General features: G+C 59.8%; 18 protein-coding genes and 1 pseudogene. 14 read left to right on the top strand and 5 right to left on the bottom strand.

All coding sequences use genetic code 11. From position 1 onward, the window contains the following. The 4 genes and pseudogenes from AC3WTM_RS22250 to AC3WTM_RS22235 form a co-directional block, all read left to right on the top strand. A pseudogene (locus AC3WTM_RS22250) lies at window positions 1-268 on the top strand (IS4 family transposase); the annotation flags it as partial. A 246-nt stretch (window positions 269-514) separates the two neighbouring features. After that, window positions 515-1528 carry an iron ABC transporter substrate-binding protein gene (locus AC3WTM_RS22245; RefSeq protein ID WP_102670899.1) on the top strand — a complete coding sequence of 338 codons (1014 nt, stop codon included), beginning with the start codon at window positions 515-517 and terminating at the stop codon, window positions 1526-1528. A gap of 3 nt (window positions 1529-1531) precedes the next feature. Continuing rightward, complete coding sequence (locus tag AC3WTM_RS22240; protein WP_102670973.1) at window positions 1532-3130, top strand: ABC transporter permease; 1599 nt, start codon at window positions 1532-1534, stop codon at window positions 3128-3130. Beyond that, a complete protein-coding gene (locus AC3WTM_RS22235) occupies window positions 3127-4197 on the top strand; it encodes an ABC transporter ATP-binding protein (RefSeq protein ID WP_102670900.1) in 1071 nt (356 codons plus the stop codon). Before AC3WTM_RS22240 ends, AC3WTM_RS22235 begins: the two co-directional genes overlap by 4 nt. 4 nt (window positions 4198-4201) lie before the next feature. On the opposite strand, the gene AC3WTM_RS22230 is transcribed toward AC3WTM_RS22235, so the two are convergent. After that, complete coding sequence (locus AC3WTM_RS22230) at window positions 4202-5140, bottom strand: site-specific integrase (protein ID WP_102670901.1); 939 nt, start codon at window positions 5138-5140, stop codon at window positions 4202-4204. A gap of 253 nt (window positions 5141-5393) precedes the next feature. Here AC3WTM_RS22230 and AC3WTM_RS22225 point away from each other — a divergent pair, with 253 nt between their 5' ends. The 6 genes from AC3WTM_RS22225 (at window position 5394) to AC3WTM_RS22200 (ending at window position 11265) form a co-directional block, all read left to right on the top strand. Continuing rightward, on the top strand, window positions 5394-5549 hold the full coding sequence (locus AC3WTM_RS22225) for a hypothetical protein (protein ID WP_158247451.1): 156 nt from the start codon (window positions 5394-5396) through the stop codon (window positions 5547-5549). Further along, window positions 5527-6906, top strand: coding sequence for a UDP-glucose dehydrogenase family protein (locus AC3WTM_RS22220; protein ID WP_102670902.1), 1380 nt, complete (start codon window positions 5527-5529; stop codon window positions 6904-6906). Before AC3WTM_RS22225 ends, AC3WTM_RS22220 begins: the two co-directional genes overlap by 23 nt. Window positions 6907-7088: 182 nt before the next feature. Further along, the gene (locus AC3WTM_RS22215; RefSeq protein ID WP_219736551.1) at window positions 7089-8300 is read left to right on the top strand and encodes an MFS transporter; all 1212 of its coding nucleotides are present in this window, start codon (window positions 7089-7091) and stop codon (window positions 8298-8300) included. Between the two features lie 158 nt (window positions 8301-8458). Beyond that, window positions 8459-9166 (top strand): HPP family protein, encoded by a 708-nt coding sequence (locus tag AC3WTM_RS22210; RefSeq protein WP_102670903.1) that lies wholly within the window; start codon window positions 8459-8461, stop codon window positions 9164-9166. Between the two features lie 97 nt (window positions 9167-9263). Then, window positions 9264-10736 carry a nucleobase:cation symporter-2 family protein gene (locus AC3WTM_RS22205; protein ID WP_102670904.1) on the top strand — a complete coding sequence of 491 codons (1473 nt, stop codon included), beginning with the start codon at window positions 9264-9266 and terminating at the stop codon, window positions 10734-10736. A gap of 58 nt (window positions 10737-10794) precedes the next feature. Further along, entirely contained in the window at window positions 10795-11265 is a 471-nt protein-coding gene (locus AC3WTM_RS22200) for an LEA/WHy family protein (protein WP_102670905.1), read from the top strand. Between the two features lie 35 nt (window positions 11266-11300). On the opposite strand, the gene AC3WTM_RS22195 is transcribed toward AC3WTM_RS22200, so the two are convergent. Continuing rightward, a complete protein-coding gene (locus AC3WTM_RS22195; protein ID WP_102670906.1) occupies window positions 11301-12317 on the bottom strand; it encodes an AraC family transcriptional regulator in 1017 nt (338 codons plus the stop codon). A gap of 183 nt (window positions 12318-12500) precedes the next feature. Further along, window positions 12501-13844: a CDP-diacylglycerol--serine O-phosphatidyltransferase gene (pssA, locus tag AC3WTM_RS22190; RefSeq protein ID WP_102670907.1), complete on the bottom strand. Its 1344-nt coding sequence runs from the start codon at window positions 13842-13844 to the stop codon at window positions 12501-12503. A gap of 217 nt (window positions 13845-14061) precedes the next feature. Between pssA and AC3WTM_RS22185 the strand changes: the two genes are divergently transcribed. The 3 genes from AC3WTM_RS22185 to AC3WTM_RS22175 all read left to right on the top strand — a co-directional run bounded on the left by AC3WTM_RS22185 (window position 14062) and on the right by AC3WTM_RS22175 (window position 16115). Further along, window positions 14062-14625 carry a TetR/AcrR family transcriptional regulator gene (locus AC3WTM_RS22185; protein ID WP_102670908.1) on the top strand — a complete coding sequence of 188 codons (564 nt, stop codon included), beginning with the start codon at window positions 14062-14064 and terminating at the stop codon, window positions 14623-14625. Between the two features lie 55 nt (window positions 14626-14680). Further along, window positions 14681-15157, top strand: a complete 477-nt coding sequence (locus AC3WTM_RS22180; protein ID WP_020799197.1) for a nuclear transport factor 2 family protein — start codon at window positions 14681-14683, stop codon at window positions 15155-15157. Between the two features lie 178 nt (window positions 15158-15335). Next, a complete protein-coding gene (locus tag AC3WTM_RS22175) occupies window positions 15336-16115 on the top strand; it encodes a TSUP family transporter (RefSeq protein ID WP_057714950.1) in 780 nt (259 codons plus the stop codon). Here the strand turns inward: AC3WTM_RS22175 and nudC are convergent. Next, window positions 16083-16913: an NAD(+) diphosphatase gene (gene nudC, locus AC3WTM_RS22170; RefSeq protein WP_102670910.1), complete on the bottom strand. Its 831-nt coding sequence runs from the start codon at window positions 16911-16913 to the stop codon at window positions 16083-16085. The two genes, AC3WTM_RS22175 and nudC, sit on opposite strands and share 33 nt — an antisense overlap. Window positions 16914-16919: 6 nt before the next feature. Further along, window positions 16920-17732, bottom strand: a complete 813-nt coding sequence (locus tag AC3WTM_RS22165; protein ID WP_102670911.1) for a crotonase/enoyl-CoA hydratase family protein — start codon at window positions 17730-17732, stop codon at window positions 16920-16922. Window positions 17733-18290: 558 nt separating this feature from the next. Between AC3WTM_RS22165 and glgA the strand changes: the two genes are divergently transcribed. After that, complete coding sequence (gene glgA / locus AC3WTM_RS22160) at window positions 18291-19874, top strand: glycogen synthase GlgA (protein ID WP_102670912.1); 1584 nt, start codon at window positions 18291-18293, stop codon at window positions 19872-19874.

Genomic DNA, 19874 nt, shown 5'->3' with positions numbered 1-19874 from the left:
TCAGATGGTCGAAATGAGCCGTCACTGCCCAGGTGTTTACCCGTGCGAAATGAGCTTTTCCGCGTGTACATGGGCAATTTTAGGGTTTATCAACAGCGTTTCGGCCGACCGCTCCGGCAATATCCCCAAGTATCTGGTCGAGCTGCATGCCTCAGCCCCGCACTATGTCCTGCCTCATCGGCGAGAGGAGCGCATTTATCCCCGGGCCATCCGACTCAAATCGCCGAAATATCCGATCAGAAAGAAAAATGCCAGTCAGCTTAACTGACTGGCATTAGCCGGGCAGCGTCATATTCTCATCGGCGGCATCGTTTGATCGATGAGTCGAAACATAGCGGACACAGCGCTGCTAATCTGAATGAAAATTACATGTATTAACGGTTTTTTTTACGTTATTTTCTCATTTGGATCACTACATTTCCCGCACTTCAAAAGCATGCAAATGATTCGCATTGGTTAACTGTCGTTTCAATACGCATGACTTTCAAAAAATGTACCAGGAGCAGCCCACAGAATGATTCCAAAAATCCCTTCGTTCTTGAAAAAGGCCCTTCTGGCCACCGCTTTGCTGAGCGCTGGCCAGGCCTATGCAGCAGACTCCGTCGGCATCGTGGTGTACAACGCGCAACACGCAGGCCTGACCAAGGCCTGGGTCGCGGGCTTTACCCAGGAGACCGGTATTCCCGTCACGTTGCGCAATGGCGATGACACCGAAATGGGCAACCAGATCGTGCAGGAAGGTGCGGCTTCGCCAGCGGACGTATTCCTGACCGAGAACTCCCCGGCCATGGTTCTGGTCGACAACGCCGGGCTGCTTGCGCCTGTCGATAAGGCCACGCTGGAGCAGGTTGACTCCGCCTACCGTCCGGCCCACGGCAAATGGGTAGGCATCGCCGCGCGCTCCACGGTATTCGTCTACAACCCGAGCAAACTGCCAGAAGCCGACCTGCCGAAATCGATCATGGACCTGGCTTCACCAAGCTGGAAGGGTCGCTGGGGTGCATCGCCCGGTGGTGCTGACTTCCAGGCCATCGTCGCTGCCATCCTCCAGCAAAAGGGTGAAGCCGCCACGCTGGATTGGCTCAAGGCGATGAAAACCAACTATGCCAACTACCGTGGCAACAGCTCGGTACTCAAGGCAGTGAATGCCGGGCAGATCGACAGCGGTGTGATTTACCACTATTACAGCCTGGTGGATCAGTCCAAGACCGGCGAAAACAGCAAGAACACCGCCCTGCACTATTTCAGGCACAAAGACCCGGGCGCTTTTGTTAGCATCTCCGGCGGCGGCGTCCTCGCCTCCAGTAAACACCAGGACCAAGCCCAGGCGTTCCTCAAGTACATTACCGGCAAGGATGGCCAGGATGTCCTGAAGAACGGCAAGTCGTTTGAATACGCCGTGGGCAAAGGCGCTGAATCCAACCCTAAACTGGTGCCTCTGAATCAACTCGATGCGCCGACTGTCGATGCCTCAAAGCTCGACAGCAAGAAAGCCGTGGAGCTGATGACACAGGCCGGACTGCTCTAATTGATACCAGAAACCCTGCCTGCGGAGGTCGCTGAGGCGACACCCGCGCATTTGCGTCGACGCTCCCGCGGAGTTTTTGCGGGGCGTGGCGGTGTATGGGTGATCGGTTTGTCGGTGCTGGTTTCATTACTGGCACTGCTACCGATCGCCTACGTTATTGGTGTGTCCCTGCAGACCGGCTGGTCAACCGTTGTGGCCCTGGTGTTCCGCCCTCGGGTCGGTGAACTGCTGGTCAACACCGTGCTGCTGGTGCTGCTGACGATTCCCTTGTGCATCGCGCTGGGGGTGACGCTGGCCTGGCTCACGGAACGCACGAATCTGCCGGGGCGGCGCTGGTGGTCGTTGCTGGCCACCGCGCCGCTGGCAGTGCCTGCGTTCGTTCACAGCTACGCCTGGGTCAGCCTGGTGCCTCCTATTCACGGTTTGTTTGCCGGTGTCCTGGTCTCGGTCATCGCCTACTTCCCGTTCCTGTATTTGCCGGTAGCGGCCACTTTGCGCCGGCTCGATCCGGCCATCGAAGACGTCGCCGAGTCCATGGGGCTCAAACCCTGGAAAGTGTTTTTCCGCGTTGTATTGCCGCAATTGCGCCTGGCGATCTGCGGCGGCGCCTTGCTGGTCGGCCTGCACCTGCTGGCCGAATATGGCCTGTACGCCATGATCCGCTTCGACACCTTTACCACCGCGATCTTCGATCAGTTCAAATCGACCTTCAACGGTGCAGCGGCGCACATGCTGGCCAGTGTGCTGGCGCTGTGTTGCCTGGTGATGTTGACGAGCGAATCCGCCGCCCGGGGTTCTGCGCGTTACGCCCGCGTCGGTTCGGGAAGCGCCCGGGAGCAACGGGTCGTACGCCTGAAACCGGTATCCAACTTGCTCTCGCTGACGCTGCAGATCATGACCTGCGCCCTGGCCCTTGGCGTGCCCTTGATCACCTTGGGCAAGTGGCTAATCGCCGGAGGCGTGGAAGTCTGGGACATGGCCGAATTGTTGCCTGCACTTGAGCAAACCCTGCTGCTGGGCATCGGGGGCGCGGCGCTGACCACCTGCGCGGCGATCCCGATTGCCTGGCTGTCGATCCGCTATCCCGGTCGACTGCAGCGGGTGCTGGAAAGCTGCAACTACATCACCAGTTCCTTGCCCGGCATTATCGTGGCGCTGGCACTGGTGACCGTCACGATCCACTTTGCCCGGCCGATATACCAGACCACCTTCAGCGTGTTGCTGGCGTACCTGTTGATGTTCCTGCCCCGTGCTCTGGTGAGCCTGCGCGCGGGCATTGCCCAGGCCCCGGTGGAACTGGAAAACATTGCCCGCAGCCTTGGCCGCTCGCCAGCCCGGGCACTGTGGCTGATCACCTTGCGCCTGGCTGCCCCGGGGGCGGCCGCCGGCGCTGCGCTGGTGTTCCTGGCGATCACCAACGAATTGACCGCCACACTGCTGCTGGCCCCGAACGGTACGCGCACCCTGGCGACCGGTTTCTGGGCCTTGACCAGCGAAATCGATTACGCAGCCGCCGCGCCCTACGCCTTATTGATGGTTGTGCTGTCGCTTCCGTTGACCGGACTTCTTTATCACCAATCGAAAAAAACGGCTGGCCGATGAACACTCTTGAATTGAATGCCCTCTACAAGTCCTATGGCGCCCATTGCGCCCTGGACAACGTCAGCCTCTCGGTGCCCAGCGGCAGTCGCACGGTCATCGTCGGCCCCTCCGGTTCGGGCAAGACCACGTTGCTGCGGATGATTGCCGGTTTCGAGTTCCCCGATTCCGGGCGCCTGTCGCTCAATGGCCAGACGCTGGTCGACGGCACCCACGAAGTGCCGGCCCATCAACGTCTGATCGGCTACGTGCCACAGGACGGCGCACTGTTCCCGCACATGACCGTGGCAGCGAACATCGGCTTCGGCCTGGCGACCAAGGGCACTGAAAAACAGCAGCGCGTTGCCGAACTGATGGACAGCGTGGCGCTGGACGCGAAGATGGCCGATCGCTGGCCCCATGAATTGTCCGGTGGCCAGCAACAGCGCGTGGCCCTGGCCCGAGCTTTGGCGCAACAGCCACGACTGATGCTGCTGGACGAGCCGTTCTCGGCGCTCGATACCGGATTGCGCGCCGCCATGCGCAAGATGGTTGCACGGCTACTGGAGGACGCGGGCGTCACCACCATTCTGGTCACCCATGACCAGAGTGAAGCACTGTCGTTCGCCGACCAGTTGGCGGTGATGCGTCATGGCCGACTGGTCCAGTCAGGGCATCCGCTGGACCTTTACCGCTATCCCGAAGACGAGCAAACCGCGCTGTTCCTGGGGGATGCCGTGGTGATGCCCGCACGCATCGAGGCCGGTTGGGCCCATTGCGACCTGGGCCGGATCCCCGTCAACAACCACCGCAACAACAGTTCGGCGCAGATCATGCTGCGCCCCGAACAACTGCAACTGGCCAGCATCCTCCCCAGCGACCCGGAAGCCAGCGGTTGCCGGGCCGTGGTCACCGATAGGGATTTCAGCGGCAACACCTGCACGCTGACGGTGGAACTGCAGCCATTGACCCGCAACGCGCAGTCGGGCCGATCACTGCTGGTGCGCAGTTCAGGCATGTATGCACCACCCGCCGGCAGCTCGGTTCAAGTCTCGACCATCGGCCATGCCCATGTACTGCGCGAGGTGTGATCGTTCACAGATCGAATCGATCCACCGCCCGACGCCGCTCGTTGTCATCGCGCACATCATAGTTGGCCGTGGTCTGGATATTGCTGTGGTGCGCCAGCTTCTGTGCAATCGACAAGTCATGCTCTTCGATCACCCGGGTGATGAATGAACGCCGGAAGTCGTGGGGCATGATTTTCACCCCGACCTGCGCGCCACGTTGCCGGGCGATGTAGTAAATCGCGTGTTTGGTGATGCGCTCCCGGGTGATGTGGCTGCCACGGCGGATACGGTTGAACAGGAACAGGTCGTCCGTCTCGCCCTCCTTGAGCATCGAACGGCGTAACTCAAGCCAGGCTTCAAGCTTGGCGAAGGCCCAGGCCGGCGCGTACTTGATCAACTGTTTGTTGCCCTTGGCCGTCACCCGCAGGCTGCGCTCGGTGAAGTCGACCTGGCTCAGTTCCAGGTTCACCGATTCGGATTTGCGCATCCCGGAACCGTACAAAATCCCGATGATCGCGGCATCCCGCAGGCCTTGCGGTCGCGGATCGGCGGCGCAGACCTCCATCAGTTCCTGGATCAGCGTACGCCTGAGATTGCGCCCCTGGGACAGCCGTGTACCGGCCAAGCCCTTCACCGTACGCATCTTCAACAGATGCTCCTGAGAGATCAGGCTCATGCGCCACGCTTCGTTCATCACCCCGCGCACTGCGTTGACATAGAGCGAAGACGTGTTCGGCGCATAACCGTCCGAACGCAAGGTGGCCACCAACGCAATGACGTCCTCTGGCTGCAGATTGTGCCAGGGAATTTCCTCGATATCGTGGTCTTCGAAGCCCAGGCGGTCGGCGGCATCCTGCAGCACATAACGCATGGTCAGTTGGCTGGACGGCGCCAGTCGCGCCAGATACAGGGTCAGTGGATTGATGAGGGGTGTGCGTGAATCAGATACAGGTAAGTCAATCAAACGAAACGGCCTTGAATTAAAACAGTTAAGTGAAACAACTAATAAGTAAAAAAACAATGATGTAAAGGCTATTTAGGTTTACAGCCCCTGGGTTGCCCAAGAGTCAGACATTGCGTCCGTTGCAGTACTGGACAGCGTCGGCATTGTCCTGACGGTTGAAACGGCCGGATGTGGCTTTTTTCAACACGATAGACAAATTGAAATATGACCTTGCCTATCCTGACTCGGTTTTGATTATTCCTCAGGCGGCACCATGAACCTGCAATTGCTGCCGGTCGCCTGTCTGCTGAGCCGCCTGGAAAAGCCTTGGCGTGGCATTGCTCATCCTCGGCGCCATAACCATCAATATCCCGACCTGCTCGTGCGCCTGAATCAAGGAGTGACCCATGAAAATCAGTGTATTTGGTAGCGGATATGTCGGCCTGGTACAGGCAGCGGTACTGGCGGAAGTCGGCCACGATGTGGTCTGCATGGACGTTGACGAAAATAAAGTCGAACTGCTCCAACAGGGCCACGTGAGTATATTCGAACCCGGGCTGGCCAGCCTGGTACGCGAAGGTCTTGACGCCAGGCGGTTGCAGTTCACCAGCGACGAAAAATTCGCCGTCCAGCACGGACAGGTGCTGTTCATCGCCGTTGGCACTCCGTCCCGGGACGACGGTTCGGCGGACTTGCGCTACGTGATGTCGGTGGGCGACGCCGTGGCCCGTCATCGCGAGCAACCGGCGATCCTGGTGGAGAAGTCCACCGTCCCGGTCGGCACCGGCGATGCCTTGCGTGCACACATCGACAAATGCCTGATCAGCGTCGGGCGCGTATTGCAGTTCGATATCGTCTCCAATCCGGAATTTCTGAAAGAAGGTTCGGCCGTGGCCGACTGCCGACGCCCCGACCGTATCGTCATCGGCTGTGAACGCGAAGAAGTGCGTGAGGTGATGCGTGATCTCTACTCGCCCTTCAACCGCAACCATGAGCGCATCATGTTCATGGACCTGCGCAGCGCCGAGCTGACCAAGTACGCCGCCAACTGCATGCTGGCGACCAAGATCAGCTTCATCAACCAGATCGCAGAACTGGCCGAACACCTGGGTGCCGACATCGAATCGATACGCCTGGGCATCGGCGCCGACTCCCGCATCGGCTACCACTTCATCTATCCCGGTTGCGGCTACGGTGGCTCATGTTTCCCCAAGGACATGCGCGCCCTGATCCACAGCGCTGAACAGGCCCATTGCTCCAGCGACCTTCTGCAAGCGGTGGAAGCCATCAACGAGCGGCAGAAATACAAGCTGTTCGAGCGCATCAACGCGTTCTACAAGGGCGACTTGCGTGGCAGGACCTTTGCTCTGTGGGGCCTGGCATTCAAGCCGAACACCGACGACATGCGCGATGCGCCGAGCCGGGTGTTGCTCGAATCCTTGTGGGCCGCCGGAGCGAATGTCCGTGCGTTCGATCCGGAAGCCATGCAGGAAACCCAGAAGCTGTATCCCGATGAATCGAAGCTGATGCTCATGGGTACACCCGAGTCGGTCTTGTCCGGTGCCGATGCACTGATCATCTGCACCGAATGGCAACAGTTCAAGGCACCGGACTTTCAACTGATCCAGCAGCGGCTCAACGCACCGCTGATCTTCGATGGCCGCAACCTTTACGACACAGACCGTCTGGCACGCATCGGTTTCACCTACTTCCCGATCGGTCGGGGCGAGTCGAGCAAATTGCCGATTCCGTACCAGCAATGGTTTGCCGAGTCAGTGGTCGCCTGAACAGCCTGTTCCCTCACATCCGCCAACAGTCTCCCGCGCTGGCTCTGCACGGCCGTCGGTGCATTGCCGCCAGTGCTGGGCGGGCGGTTCGACAAGAATGATTTTGTGCTGCGGCACCTCAAGCAAATCCCATAGCAACGACCGCGTGTCTGACTGCTAGAGTAGCGCTCACGATCGGGCTGATGCCGGCCCGATTGAATAAGGATATTCGCGCCGTGACCAGCTACTCCCCCCTCATCCGCCGCCTGTTGATCTGCTCGCTGACCATCGTCGTCAGCCGCGCCATCACCAGCCCTTTGCTCACGCTGTTCGTCAGCGACAAGCTGGGTCTCAACCAGCAGGACGTTGGCTTGCTGCTCGGCATTGCGGTGTTCGTCGCCACCCTGCTCTCCCTGTATGGCGGCTACATCATCGATCGCTTCGAAAAGCGCCGGTTGTTGATTCTCTCGATGGCGTCCAGCGCTGTCGGCCTGGTGTTGCTGACCTTTGCTGAAAACCTCTACCTGACGACCATCACCCTGATCGTCACCGAAACCGCTTCATCGCTGTTCCTCATCGGTTCGAAAGCGATCCTCAGCGACAACCTCCCGGTGGGTCAACGCGCCAAGGCGTTTTCCCTGAGCTATACGCTGACCAACATTGGCTACGCTGTCGGGCCGATGCTCGGTGTGCTGATTGCCGGGGCTTTTACCAGTGCCCCCTTCCTGATTGCTGCGGCCATCGCTTTTTTCAGTATTTTCCTGATGACCGGGATCACGAAGGACCCGGCGCGCTCGCCTGTCGGCGGCCAGGGGCAGAGTTTCCTCAAAACCCTGATCACCCTGAAAAACGACCGCACCCTGATCCTGTTCACCGCCGGCTGCCTGCTCAGCACCGTGGTGCACGGACGATTTACCTTTTACCTGTCGCAGTACCTGCTGGTGACCAGCAATCCCCAACACACCATGGAAATCATGGCCGCCCTGCTCGCCTGCAACGCCATCAGTGTGATCTTGCTGCAATACCAGATCGGGCGTTTTCTCAAGCGCGAGCAACTGCGTCAGTGGATCGTGGCCGGCACCGGCCTGTTCATCCTCGGGCTGATCGGTTTCAGCCTGGCGGACAGCCTGGTGAGCTGGTGCGTGGCGATGTTCATCTTCACCCTCGGTGAAATCATCATTTACCCGGCCGAGTTTCTCTTCGTCGACACCCTGGCACCGGAAGAACTGCGGGGCAGCTACTACGGCGCGCAAAACCTTGCTGCCCTTGGCGGTGCGTTGAGCCCGGTGATTTGCGGCTTCATGCTGATGCACACCCCGGCGCCGACGATGTTTTATGCCTTGAGCGCACTCGCGGCCCTGGGCGGTTTGCTGTGCTACACAAGCGGTCGACGGAGCAAATTACAGCAAAATTAATGCACTGAAAGCTCATTAATATGAATTTGTCAGAAGCAGGATTGGACGGCACACTGTGCGCGTTCCTCCCCCAACAGTTGGAACAACTTCAAGGGCTTTCTGGGTTCCCCAGCCAAGCCCTTTTTTTTGCCTGGATTTTCTGCCGGAGTCTTTTCGAAATGCTTGCTCGCTGGTTGCCCGCCGCCATCAACACCCGCCCCACCGAATGGAGCCGCGCCGCCATCGGCATGGCCCTGGGGACACTGATGAGCGTGTGGCTCTGTAGCCAGGTGTTCGGCATTGAGGTGGCCCAGCACCTGATCGGCCCGCTGGGGGCGTCGGCGGTGCTGTTGTTTGCCGTGTCGTCGGGCGCGCTCGCCCAGCCCTGGTCGATTCTCGGTGGTTACTTGAGCGCCGGTGTGATTGCCCTGCTGGTGGCCCATGTGTTGGGCCGGACCCTGGGTAGCGCTTGCCTGGCGGCGGGCATGGCGTTGATCCTGATGTGCTGGCTGCGGTGCCTGCATCCACCGGCCGGTGCGTTGGCCCTGACCCTGGTGCTGGCCGATCCGGCAACCATTGCCATGGACTGGCAAGCCATTGGACCGGTGATGCTCAGCGCGGCGACGATGTTGCTGTGCGCCCTGACCTACAACAACCTGACCCGCGTCCGTTACCCCAAGAGCGCAAGCGAGTCCGTCGCCAGGATTCCTGCCGATCACCCGCCAGTCGACCGTCAGGCCATCACTGCCGAAGACCTGAAACTGGCGTTGGCCGACATGGAAGCGTTCTATGACGTGACCCCCGAAGACCTCGAACAGTTGATCCAGGCCAGCGAACTGCACGCCAAACGCCGCAGCGTTGGCGAAGTGCTCGCCCCACGACTGTAAGTCGCTGTTTTGGAGGTTCTTTTGCCGTGGCCGGGCGGTTCTGGCATCCTGCGCCTCCATTTTCTGACCCGGCCCGCCTTCTGGCACGCAAACCACCATGACCGCCTCCGAAAAAGCCCCCGCTCCACGCCACAGCGACCTGATCTACGGCCTCGATGACCGCCCGCATCTGACCGCTACCGTCTTTGCCGCCCTGCAGCACGTGCTGGCAAGTTTCGTCGGCATCATCACCCCAACCCTGATCATGGGCAGCGCCCTGGGCCTGCAAAGCGAAATTCCTTACCTGATCAGCATGGCGCTGTTCGTTTCCGGCCTGGGCACCTTCGTGCAGGCGCGGCGCTTCGGCCCGGTGGGCTCTGGCCTGTTGTGCCTGCAAGGCACCAGTTTCTCGTTCATCAGTGTGATTCTCAGCGCCGGCTTCATGGTCAAGGCTCGTGGTGGCAGTACCGATGAGATTCTCTCGACCATCTTCGGTGTGTGCTTTTTTGCCGCATTCATCGAGGTGGTGTTGAGCCAGTTCATCGGCAAATTGCGCATGCTGATCACCCCGGTGGTGACAGGCACCATCATCACGCTGATGGGTTTGTCGCTGATCAAGGTGGCGATGACCGACATCGCCGGCGGCTTCGGCGCCCCGGATCTGGGCGCGGCCAGCCACCTGGCCCTGGCGGCGCTGGTGCTGGGAACCATCGTGGTGTTGAACCGGGTGGATGTGCCGTTTCTACGCCTGGGGGCGATTGTCATCGGCCTGACCCTGGGCTACGGGGTGGCATGGCTCATGGGCCAGGTGGATTTCAACAGCCTGCCCGAAGTGCCGCTGATGAGCGTACCGGTGCCGTTCAAGTACGGGTTCTCCTTCGATTGGGTGGCGTTCATTCCGGTGGCGGTGATTTTCCTCGTGTCGCCGTTGGAGGCCGCCGGTGACCTCACCGCCAACTCGATGATCTCCCGGCAACCGGTCAAAGGCCCGCTGTACATTCGCCGGATCAAGTCCGGCCTGCTCGCCGATGGCCTCAACTCGGCCATGGCCGCGGTGTTCAATAGCATGCCGATGGTGACCTTCGCCCAGAACAACGGGGTGATTCAGCTCACCGGCGTGGCCAGCCGCTACGTGGCGTTTTTCATTGCCGGATTGCTGGTGGTGCTTGGCCTGTTCCCGATGATCGGCGCGGTACTGCAACTGATGCCGAAACCCGTGCTCGGTGGCGCGGAACTGGTGATGTTCGGCACCGTCGCCGTGGCCGGGATCAAGATTCTCGCCGAAGCCGGTCTGCATCGGCGCAACATGCTGATCGTGGCGATTTCCATCGGCATGGGCCTGGGCGTGGCCGCTGTGCCGGAAGTCTTGCGTGAACTGCCCAAGGCCCTGCACAACATTTTCGAATCGCCCATCACCGTCGGCGCGCTGTGCGCTATCGTTCTTAATATCTTCCTGCCCGAGGAGTTCATCGAGCTGGAGGAGGACGAATTCGATCCGGAAGCCTCCGTGCTTCAGGTGATGCAGAACCCCGATGTGACCGCCAGGGATGAACCCGCCAAGGCTGCGGTGGTTGCACAGTCGAACCACTAGACGGGCTCAAGGGCTGAGCCGCTGGTGGTTCAGCCTTTTTTCAGATGAGAGCACGTCGATGCGCAGCCTCAACGCGGTCCTGGTTTCCCTCCTGCTCTGTCTGAGCGCCTGTTCCTCGCTGCCCAATCGAGACCCGTTGAAAATCAACGTCGTGGATGTCCTACCCCTGCAAGGCGAAGGCATGGAAGTGCGCTTTGCCGTGAGAATCCGCGTGCAGAACCCCAATGACTACACCCTCACCTACAGCGGCGTTGCCCTGGACCTGGACATCAACGGCCAGCCCTTCGCCTCTGGCGTCACCGATGAGAGGGGTACGATCGGGCGCTTTTCCGACACCATCGTCAGCGTACCGGTCAGCGTTTCGGCGTTTTCGGTGATCCGCCAGACCTATGGCATCAGCCAGATGGAAACCCTCAACAACATGCCTTATGTCCTGCGCGGCAAGCTCTCGGGTGGGGTGTTCAACACGAAGCGCTTCGTGGACAGTGGCACGCTCAATCTGCCTGAACCAACCACTGGCAGCCGTTAAACGCCTTGGATGAAATGGCTGTTGCGCTGCGAAATTCACTCGGTGTCATTGAGAATCAGGCTGCGGTAATGCCCCGGATTTGACCCCGACCATTTGCGAAACGCCTTGTAGAACGAACTGACGTCAGCGAAACCGAGCCGCGTGGCGATCTCGCTGAAGCTGATCATGGGTTCTGCGAGCCAGACAATCGCCAACTCCTTGCGCACGCCGTCCTTGAGGCCTTGATAGGTTTGCCCTTCTTCGGCCAGTCGGCGGCGCAAAGTTGAAGCCGATATGCACAGGCGTTGCGCCAGGGCTTCGGTTTCCGGCCAGTGTTCGGCCGGCAGGTGGCGCAGGTCGTGTTTGATGCGGCTGGCCAGGCTCTGCGGATCGCGGTACTTCACCAGAATGTTCGCCGGCGCACGGGCCAGGAATCGCTCGAGCTCTTCAGGGCTGCGCTTGATGGGCAGGTCCAGGCAATCGGCGGAGAAAATCATCCGGGTGCGTGGGCGGTCGAAGCGCAGGTTCTCGGAAAACATCACCTGATAGTCATCGCAGAAATCCGGCCTGGAACAGCGCAGTTCGATGGCAAGGATCGGAATCCGCCGTCCTGCCAGCCAGCAGGCAACGCCGTGCACGATCATCCAGTAAGTGAAATAAGTGAAGGCCCGGCGCGGGTCCTTGTCGTCCTCCAGCAGGACGATTTCCGCCAGGCTTTGCTGACGTACCAACTGCGCCGGCAAGTATTCGAGGATCAACGACAGAAACGCCAGGCCGCAGGCCACTCCCGCCGCCACGTTGGGCTGGAGCATGGCGCTGCGACACAGGAACGCAAAGCTGCCGGATTTGAGTTTGCGTGGGTCCATGCCAAAGAACTCATCATCCCCGCGCCGTGCCAGCAACCGCCACAGCCGCGCATAAGCCGTGGCCGGAACGCGGGCGTCGCTGCTGCCCAACAGTTGCGGGTCGATGCCGACCTTGATCAACACCTCATCCGTGGCGATTCCTGGCGCGCAGCTTTGCAACAGTGCTTCACGCACCAGTTGAATGGAGATGGTGTCTTTTTCCGACATGGGTCGCGGCAAGCCCTGTTCTTGTTTGAGTGGGGGGCATATTAGCTGAAACAGTATCCCTGTTGATTGATCCACCGCTATCGCGAGCAAGCTCGCTCCCACACTGGATCTGCGTTGTTCACAAATGCTGTGAACACCCGGATTCCTGTGGGAGCGAGCTTGCTCGCGGTAGCTTTTCTGAATTCACAGAATGCGGTAGAGCAACCGTTCGATCCGCACACGACTCACGCGCTTGAGGAACTTGGCCACGCCCGCCGGATATTCCGCCAGGGTTTCCAGGTCTTGGAAGTGCTCGATTCGCCGGGTGTGCTGGAAGATTTCCGCCAACTCTTTGCCACGCGGTTCCAGCAGTTCGCCATGGGGATCATCGAGCAACAAGGCGTTTTCCAGATCGAGTCGAAACGCCCGCGGGTTGAGGTTGTTACCGGTCAGCAAGGTATAGCGCCGGTCGATCCACATGCCCTTGAGGTGGTAGGTGTTGTCACCGTCACGCCACAGATGCAGGTTCAACTGCCCGCTGTCGATGTTGCGCTGATGACGCTTGGCAAACCGGCGCAAGCTGATTTCGTACAGGTACGGCAGCGCCGAAATGACCCGGAATGGTTCGCTCGGCGGAATGTAGAAGTCGTTGGCCGTCTTGTCGCCGACCACAATGTCGATCTTCACCCCGCGGGCCAGGGCGCGGTTGATCTCTCGGATGATCGCCAGCGGCAGGTTGAAGTACGGTGTGCAAATGGTCAGTTGCTGCTGGGCGCTGGCGATCAGCTCGCAGATCACCCGGTTCAGCGGATTGTTCTTGCCGACGCCAAGCAGCGGGCTGACGGACAAACCTGTCCTGTCAGTGGTGCCCTGCGTAGTGTCGTACGCCGCGTGCTTGAGGCGGCTGCGCAGGTCACCGATGTCATTGCGCAGGCTGCGGGTGGTCGGCAGGTTTGGCAGGTCGAGGCGGTGCACCGCTTTGGAAGCCACCAGGCCGTGCTGCACCAGGTGCTGCATCGAATCGGCCAGTTCACGATTGTGCAGCAGGTGATAGCGGTCGTAGCGGTACTTGTCGAACTTGTGCAGATAGACGTTGTTCAGGCTCGCACCGCTGTAGATCACGCAGTCATCGATCACGAAGCCTTTAAGGTGCAACACACCGAACAGTTCGCGGGTTTGTACCGGGACGCCGTAGATCGGCACTTCGCTGGCATGGGTGCGGGTCATTTCCTGATACCAGGCGGAATTGCCCGGTTGCTTGCCGGCACCGATCAGGCCGCGCTGGGCGCGCAGCCAGTCGACGACGACCACCACGTCCAGTTCCGGACGCGCCAGTTTGGCGGCGTGCAAGGCATCGAGAATTTCCTGGCCGGCTTCATCCTGTTGCAGGTACAGCGCAACGATGTAGATGCGCCGGGTCGCGCTGGCGATTTTCTCCAGCAGGCAACGACGGAATTCGGCAGCGCCGCAAAGGACGCCAACGGCATCGGCCGTCAGCGGAAAACTGCGCAACTTGGGCAGCAGGGAGCGTTTGAAAAGCGACGGCATAGGGCTCGCAATGGGTCGAATCCGAAGAACCCATGAGCTTACACCATGCAAAGGTTCGGGTCTTGTTACCGTCTGTAATGCCCCCTTCGCGAGCAAGCTCGCTCCCACTGGCTGAATGCATTCCCATGTAGGAGCGAGCCTGCTCGCGAAGACCATTTATCAGGCACTAGAAAAATATCGATTGACCATGGAGAACGATCGTTCTACTGTTTGCAGCATGAACGAAACCACTAGCAATGACACACGCGACATCATTCTGGATGTCACCGAAAAGTTGATCTACAAAAGTGGCATAGCCGCCACTGGCATGGATCTTCTGGTGAAAACCGCCGGCGTCTCCAGAAAAAGTATCTACCGCTACTTCGCCAACAAGGACGAACTGGTGGTGGCCGCCCTGCAACGCCGGGATCAGCGCTGGATGCACTGGTACAGAGGCGCAGTCGGCCAGGCAAAAACCCCGGCCGAGCGACTGCTCAACCTGTTTACCGTACTCAAATCGTGGTTCGCCTCCGAAGGTTTCCGAGGCTGCGCGTTCATCAACACCAGTGGCGAAACCGGCGACCCGCGAGACCCGGTGCGCCTGCTCGCCAAAGAGCATAAACAGAAGCTGCTCGACTACGTGTGCGAGCTGTGTACCGAACATGGCGCCGAGGATCCGCAACTGCTGGCCAAACAGCTGCTGATCCTGATCGACGGTGCCATTACCGTGGCGCTTGTCATGGGTGATCACAGTGCCGCCGATAATGCGCAATGCATGGCGCGAAAGTTATTGGACCTGTAGCAACCTGATCAAGCTCGACTGTTGTTTTAACTTTAACTTGATACGGAGACTTTAAATGTCTAATGCCGAAGTTCGTCCGCCATTACCCCCTTTCACCCGTGAATCGGCCATTGAAAAAGTTCGCCTGGCCGAAGACGGCTGGAACTCCCGGGACCCGGAGCGGGTGTCCCTGGCCTATACCCTGGACACTAAGTGGCGCAATCGCGCCGAGTTCGCCTATAACCGCGAAGAAGCCAAAGGCTTCCTGACCCGCAAATGGGCCAAGGAGCTTGATTATCGGTTGATCAAGGAGCTGTGGGCGTTCACCGACAACCGAATTGCCGTGCGTTATGCCTATGAATGGCATGACGACTCGGGCAACTGGTTCCGCTCCTACGGCAACGAAAACTGGGAGTTCAACGAGGACGGCCTGATGGCCCGCCGCTTCGCCTGCATCAACGACATGCCGATCAAGGAAAGCGAGCGCAAGTTCCACTGGCCGCTGGGTCGTCGACCTGACGATCATCCGAGTTTGTCGGATCTTGGCTTGTAACTAAACCCTGGGGGAGCGAGCTTGCTCGCGATAGCGGTTGTACATTCAACAGATCTGTTGCCTGTCACACCGCCATCGCGAGCAAGCTCGCTGTCACATTGGTTTTGTGTTGTACAGATGAGTAAGATGCTGCCCTTCCCCGCAGCCTCTTTCTGCACCCGCCGAATAAGCCGATCCCATGCCTTTCGAACTCAGCGTTGACCTCTCCACCCTGGCCATCCTGGCCTTGGTCGCTTTTGTTGCCGGTTTCATCGACGCCATCGCCGGTGGCGGTGGGCTGTTGACCACCCCGGCCTTGTTGACCGCTGGCCTGCCGCCACACCTGGTGCTGGGCACCAACAAACTCAGCTCGACCTTCGGCTCGGCCATCGCCAGCTTCACCTTCTATCGCCGCAAGCTGTTCCACCCCGCGCAATGGATTCATGCCATCGTCGGCACTCTGGTCGGTGCACTGACCGGTGCCGTGGTCGCGCATTACCTACCGGCGGAATGGCTGAACAAGATGCTGCCGGTAATCGTCTTCGCTTGCGGTGTCTATCTATTGTTTGGCGGCACGCCAAAAGCGCCACTGGACAGCGAAGCACCGATCAAGAAAAAGTGGCAGTCGACCCAAGGCTTCAGCCTCGGCTTCTATGACGGTGTGGCGGGGCCCGGCACGGGCGCGTTCTGGACGGTGAGCAGCCTGCTGCTCTACCCCATCGATCTGGTGAAAGCCAGCGGTGTGGCACGCAGCATGAACTTCGTCAGCAACGCGGCGGCGCTGTCGATCTTCATCTTTTCCGGTCAGGTGGACTGGATCATCGGCCTGTGCATGGGCTTGTCGTTGATGGTCGGCGCCTTCTTCGGCGCCCGCACCGCCATCAGCGGCGGTGCGAAATTCATTCGTCCGGTGTTCATCACCGTGGTGCTGGGCCTGACCGTGCGCCTAGCCTGGCAGCACTGGTTCAGCGTGGCCTAAACGCCGCGCCACGTAGACGTCGATCAGGTAACGGGCAATCGAGCGTGACGCTGGCAACGGCGGCAGCTCGTGCACGTTGAACCACTGGGCATCCTCGATCTCGTCTTCCTGACAGACGATCTCGCCACCGGCATATTCGGCGTGAAAGCCAAGCATCATCGAGTGCGGGAACGGCCAGCACTGGCTGCCCATGTACTGGATGTTCCTGACCTCGATGCACACCTCTTCGCGAACTTCGCGAATCAGGCAGTCCTCGGCCGATTCGCCCGGCTCGGCAAACCCGGCCAGGGTGCTGTAGACACCGCTGACAAAACGCGGTGAGCGCGCCAACAGCACTTCATCGCCTCGGGTCACCAGTACGATCATGCTCGGCGAAATCCGTGGGTAGCTGCGCAGATCGCACGGCTGACAATACATCGCCCGTTCGCGTGGCACCTGGGTCATGGCCTGACCGCAGTTACCGCAATAGCGGTGTTCACGAGCCCAGGTGCCGATCTGTGCGGCGTAACCGAGTACCTTGTAGAGCGTGTGATCGCCTTCGAGCATGAACGCCCGCAAGCCTTTCCAGTTGCAGCCCGGCACCTCGCTGTGGCTGCGCAACTCCAGCAGATAGACCGGCTCGCCATCGAGTTGACCGATGCCATGCTCGGCAAGAATCGACAGGTCCTGGCGCTTGAGCCATTCGCGAGCGAACAGTGCGCCATTGTCATCGAACAGAAAGCCTTCAGGACTGCGCGCGATGGCCCAGCCGCCAGGTTGATCGGTGTCCAGTACTGCAGTGGTCCAGCGAGGAATCATGGTTAATCAATCCAGAAATTCGGGTTTCTGTTTGCTCATATGGGCGGCCATGGCCACGCGCAGATCGGTGGATTGCAACATGGCGGCGTTCCAGGTGGCGATGTATTCGAGGCCGTCATCGATGCGATGGTCACGCATGTAGCTGATCATCTCTTTGGTGCCAGTGACGGCGATCGGCGACTTGCCGGCGATTTCGCGGGCAATGCCCATGACGCCGTCGAGCAGGCTGGCGTTGTCGCTGTAGACGCGATTGACCAGGCCCATGCCCCGCGCTTCGTCGGCGCCGAAGGTGCGACCAGTGTAAGCCAGTTCGCGCAGCATGCCGTCACCGATGATCCGCGGCAAGCGTTGCAGCGTGCCAACGTCGGCGGCCATGCCGATGTCGATTTCCTTGATCGAAAACTGTGCGTCCTCGGCGGCATAACGCATGTCGCACGCGGCGATCAGGTCGATGGCGCCCCCCAGGCAGTAACCCTGAATGGCCGCAAGCACCGGTTTGCGGCAATTATCGACTGCATTGAACGACGCTTGCAGGGTGAGGATCTTGCGCCGCAACAGGCGCGCGTTGCGCCCGACGTCCTTGCCCAGCTCATTGGCCACGCCGGCGAGCATCATCAGGTCGATCCCCGAGGAGAAATGCTTGCCTGCCCCGCTGAGGACTACCACGCGCACTTCATCGGTGTCGTCGATCCACTGGAAGATCTCGACGATCTCGCTCCAGAACGCCGCGTTCATCGAGTTGATCTTCTCCGGGCGGTTGATCTGTACGTGGGCGATTTTATCGACCAGCTCGACGTTGAACGCGCTGTATTGAGACATGCCAATGATCCTTTTGCGGGCAAAAATGAGGCCCGAACTATACCAAGGCATCAAGGTGGGCAGTAAGGCAGCGGTTCGGCCAAATGCGGGACTCACACCAACGCACCAGAACAGTGCACTACTAATGAATCGTGTCGCACATTTATATGACTGCCCAGTGACTTTTTGAGGCTAAAACGCAAAAAAACATGCACTTCGTCGGGGCGTTTGCACCTCGAACAGGCACGTCCGTACCGCTACAAACCGATTGTCGAACAATTTTGCCATCTGCCCTTTACCGCTCTAAGTTCTGGCCTAGACTCATTTTCTCGTGGCGAAACCGGTCGGTCACAAAATGGAAAAATAGTCGAAACTTTTTCCAATCCCGATCAGTCCTCTGACAAGAAGGTGCGTTGCGACTGGTGCAATCTTTGCAACGGCTGATTCAACCCTTTTGCGTCGACGCATTGGGCAGCGCTTGCTCACTGATGCGTAGCGCGTTTGCGCCGGCCACGGGAATTGGCCATGAAACACCGTTTGCCAGACCTGAGAATTAGATCAACAACACGGGAGATTCATATGATCAGTACGGCTTTGGAAATAAAGGGAGAGCGTGCTCATCAGATCGGCGAATCGAGCGCCGCAACTGCCGCAAACACCCAATCTGTCAGCGTTTCCGGCACCAGGACGCTGACCCCGGCAGCCAACCAGAATCCCAACCGTAAAAAAGTCTTGTTCGTCACCTCTGAAATTGCCGACCTGGTGAAAACCGGTGGTCTGGGCGACGTTTCCGCGGCGCTGCCAAGGGCCATGGCCCACCTGCACGATGTACGAGTGTTGATCCCCGGTTACACGCAGGTGCTGCACAGCGAGAACCCCATTCATATCATCGGCGAACTGGGCGGTCATGCTGCGTTGCCACCGTGCAAGATCGGGCGCATGGACATGCCCGACGGTCTGGTCATTTACGTACTGATCTGCCCCGAACTCTACGAGCGCGAAGGTTCGCCCTATGGCGCCAACAACGGCCGCGACTGGCCGGACAACCATATCCGTTTCGCCCGCCTGGGCCTGGCGGCGGCCGATATTGCCGCCAACCTCGCGCAAATCCACTGGTGCCCGGACCTGGTGCACGCCCACGACTGGCCCGCCGGCCTGGCCCCGGCCTACATGCACTGGCGTGGGCAGCGCACGCCGACGCTGTTCACCATTCACAACCTGGCGTATCAAGGCGTGACCAGCCTGGGCTCGTGCCCTGAACTGGGCATTCCCCATCACGCGCTGCAACAGGAAGGCATGGAGTTCTACGGCAAGATGTCGTTCCTCAAGGCCGGCATGGCCTATTCGAGCCACATCACCACCGTCAGCGCGACCTACGCCCAGGAAATCACCACCCCGGATTTCGGCTGCGGCCTGGACGGTTTCCTCGCCGCCAAGACCCAGCAAGGCCTGCTCAGCGGGATTCCCAACGGCATCGATGAAAGCTGGGATGCGGCCACCGATCCGCACCTGTTCTGCCCGTTCAGCATCGGCGACTGGGATGGCAAGGCGGTGAACGCCGCCCATGTCCGCGAGCTGTTCGGTCTGGAAGATTCCCAAGGGCCGCTGTTCGCCGTGGTTTCGCGCCTGGTCTACCAGAAAGGCCTGGACCTGACCGAAGCGGTCTCCGAATACATCGTCAAGTCCGGCGGCCAGATCGCGATCATCGGCCGTGGCGAGCCGGAAGAGGAACAGTCGATGCGCGAACTGGCCCTGCGTTTCCCCGGGCAGATCGGCGTACGCATCGGCTTCAATGAAACCGACGCCCGGCGCATGTTCGCCGGCAGCGACTTCCTGCTGATGCCTTCGCGTTACGAGCCATGCGGCCTGAGCCAGATGTACGCCCAGCGATTCGGTTCGTTGCCGGTGGCGCGCAACACCGGTGGCCTGGCCGACACCATCGAAAACGGCGTGACCGGATTCCTGTTCGATGAATCCACGGTGCAAAGCTACCAGGACGCCCTGAGCCGCGCGTTCAAGGTGTTCGCCTTTCCCGACCTGCTGCACGCCATGCGCTGCCGGGCCATGGCGGCACCGTTCAACTGGTGCAAGGCGGTTGAACCCTACGCCGAGCTCTACGAACAGCTTGTGGCGAAGGCATTGGGGAAATCGCACAAACAGTAA

This window comes from Pseudomonas sp. EU05-FHT14B02 (genome assembly GCF_058791055.1).
The sequence above is the reverse complement of the archived record's forward strand: the minus strand, read 5'-3'. Positions and strand labels throughout refer to the sequence as shown.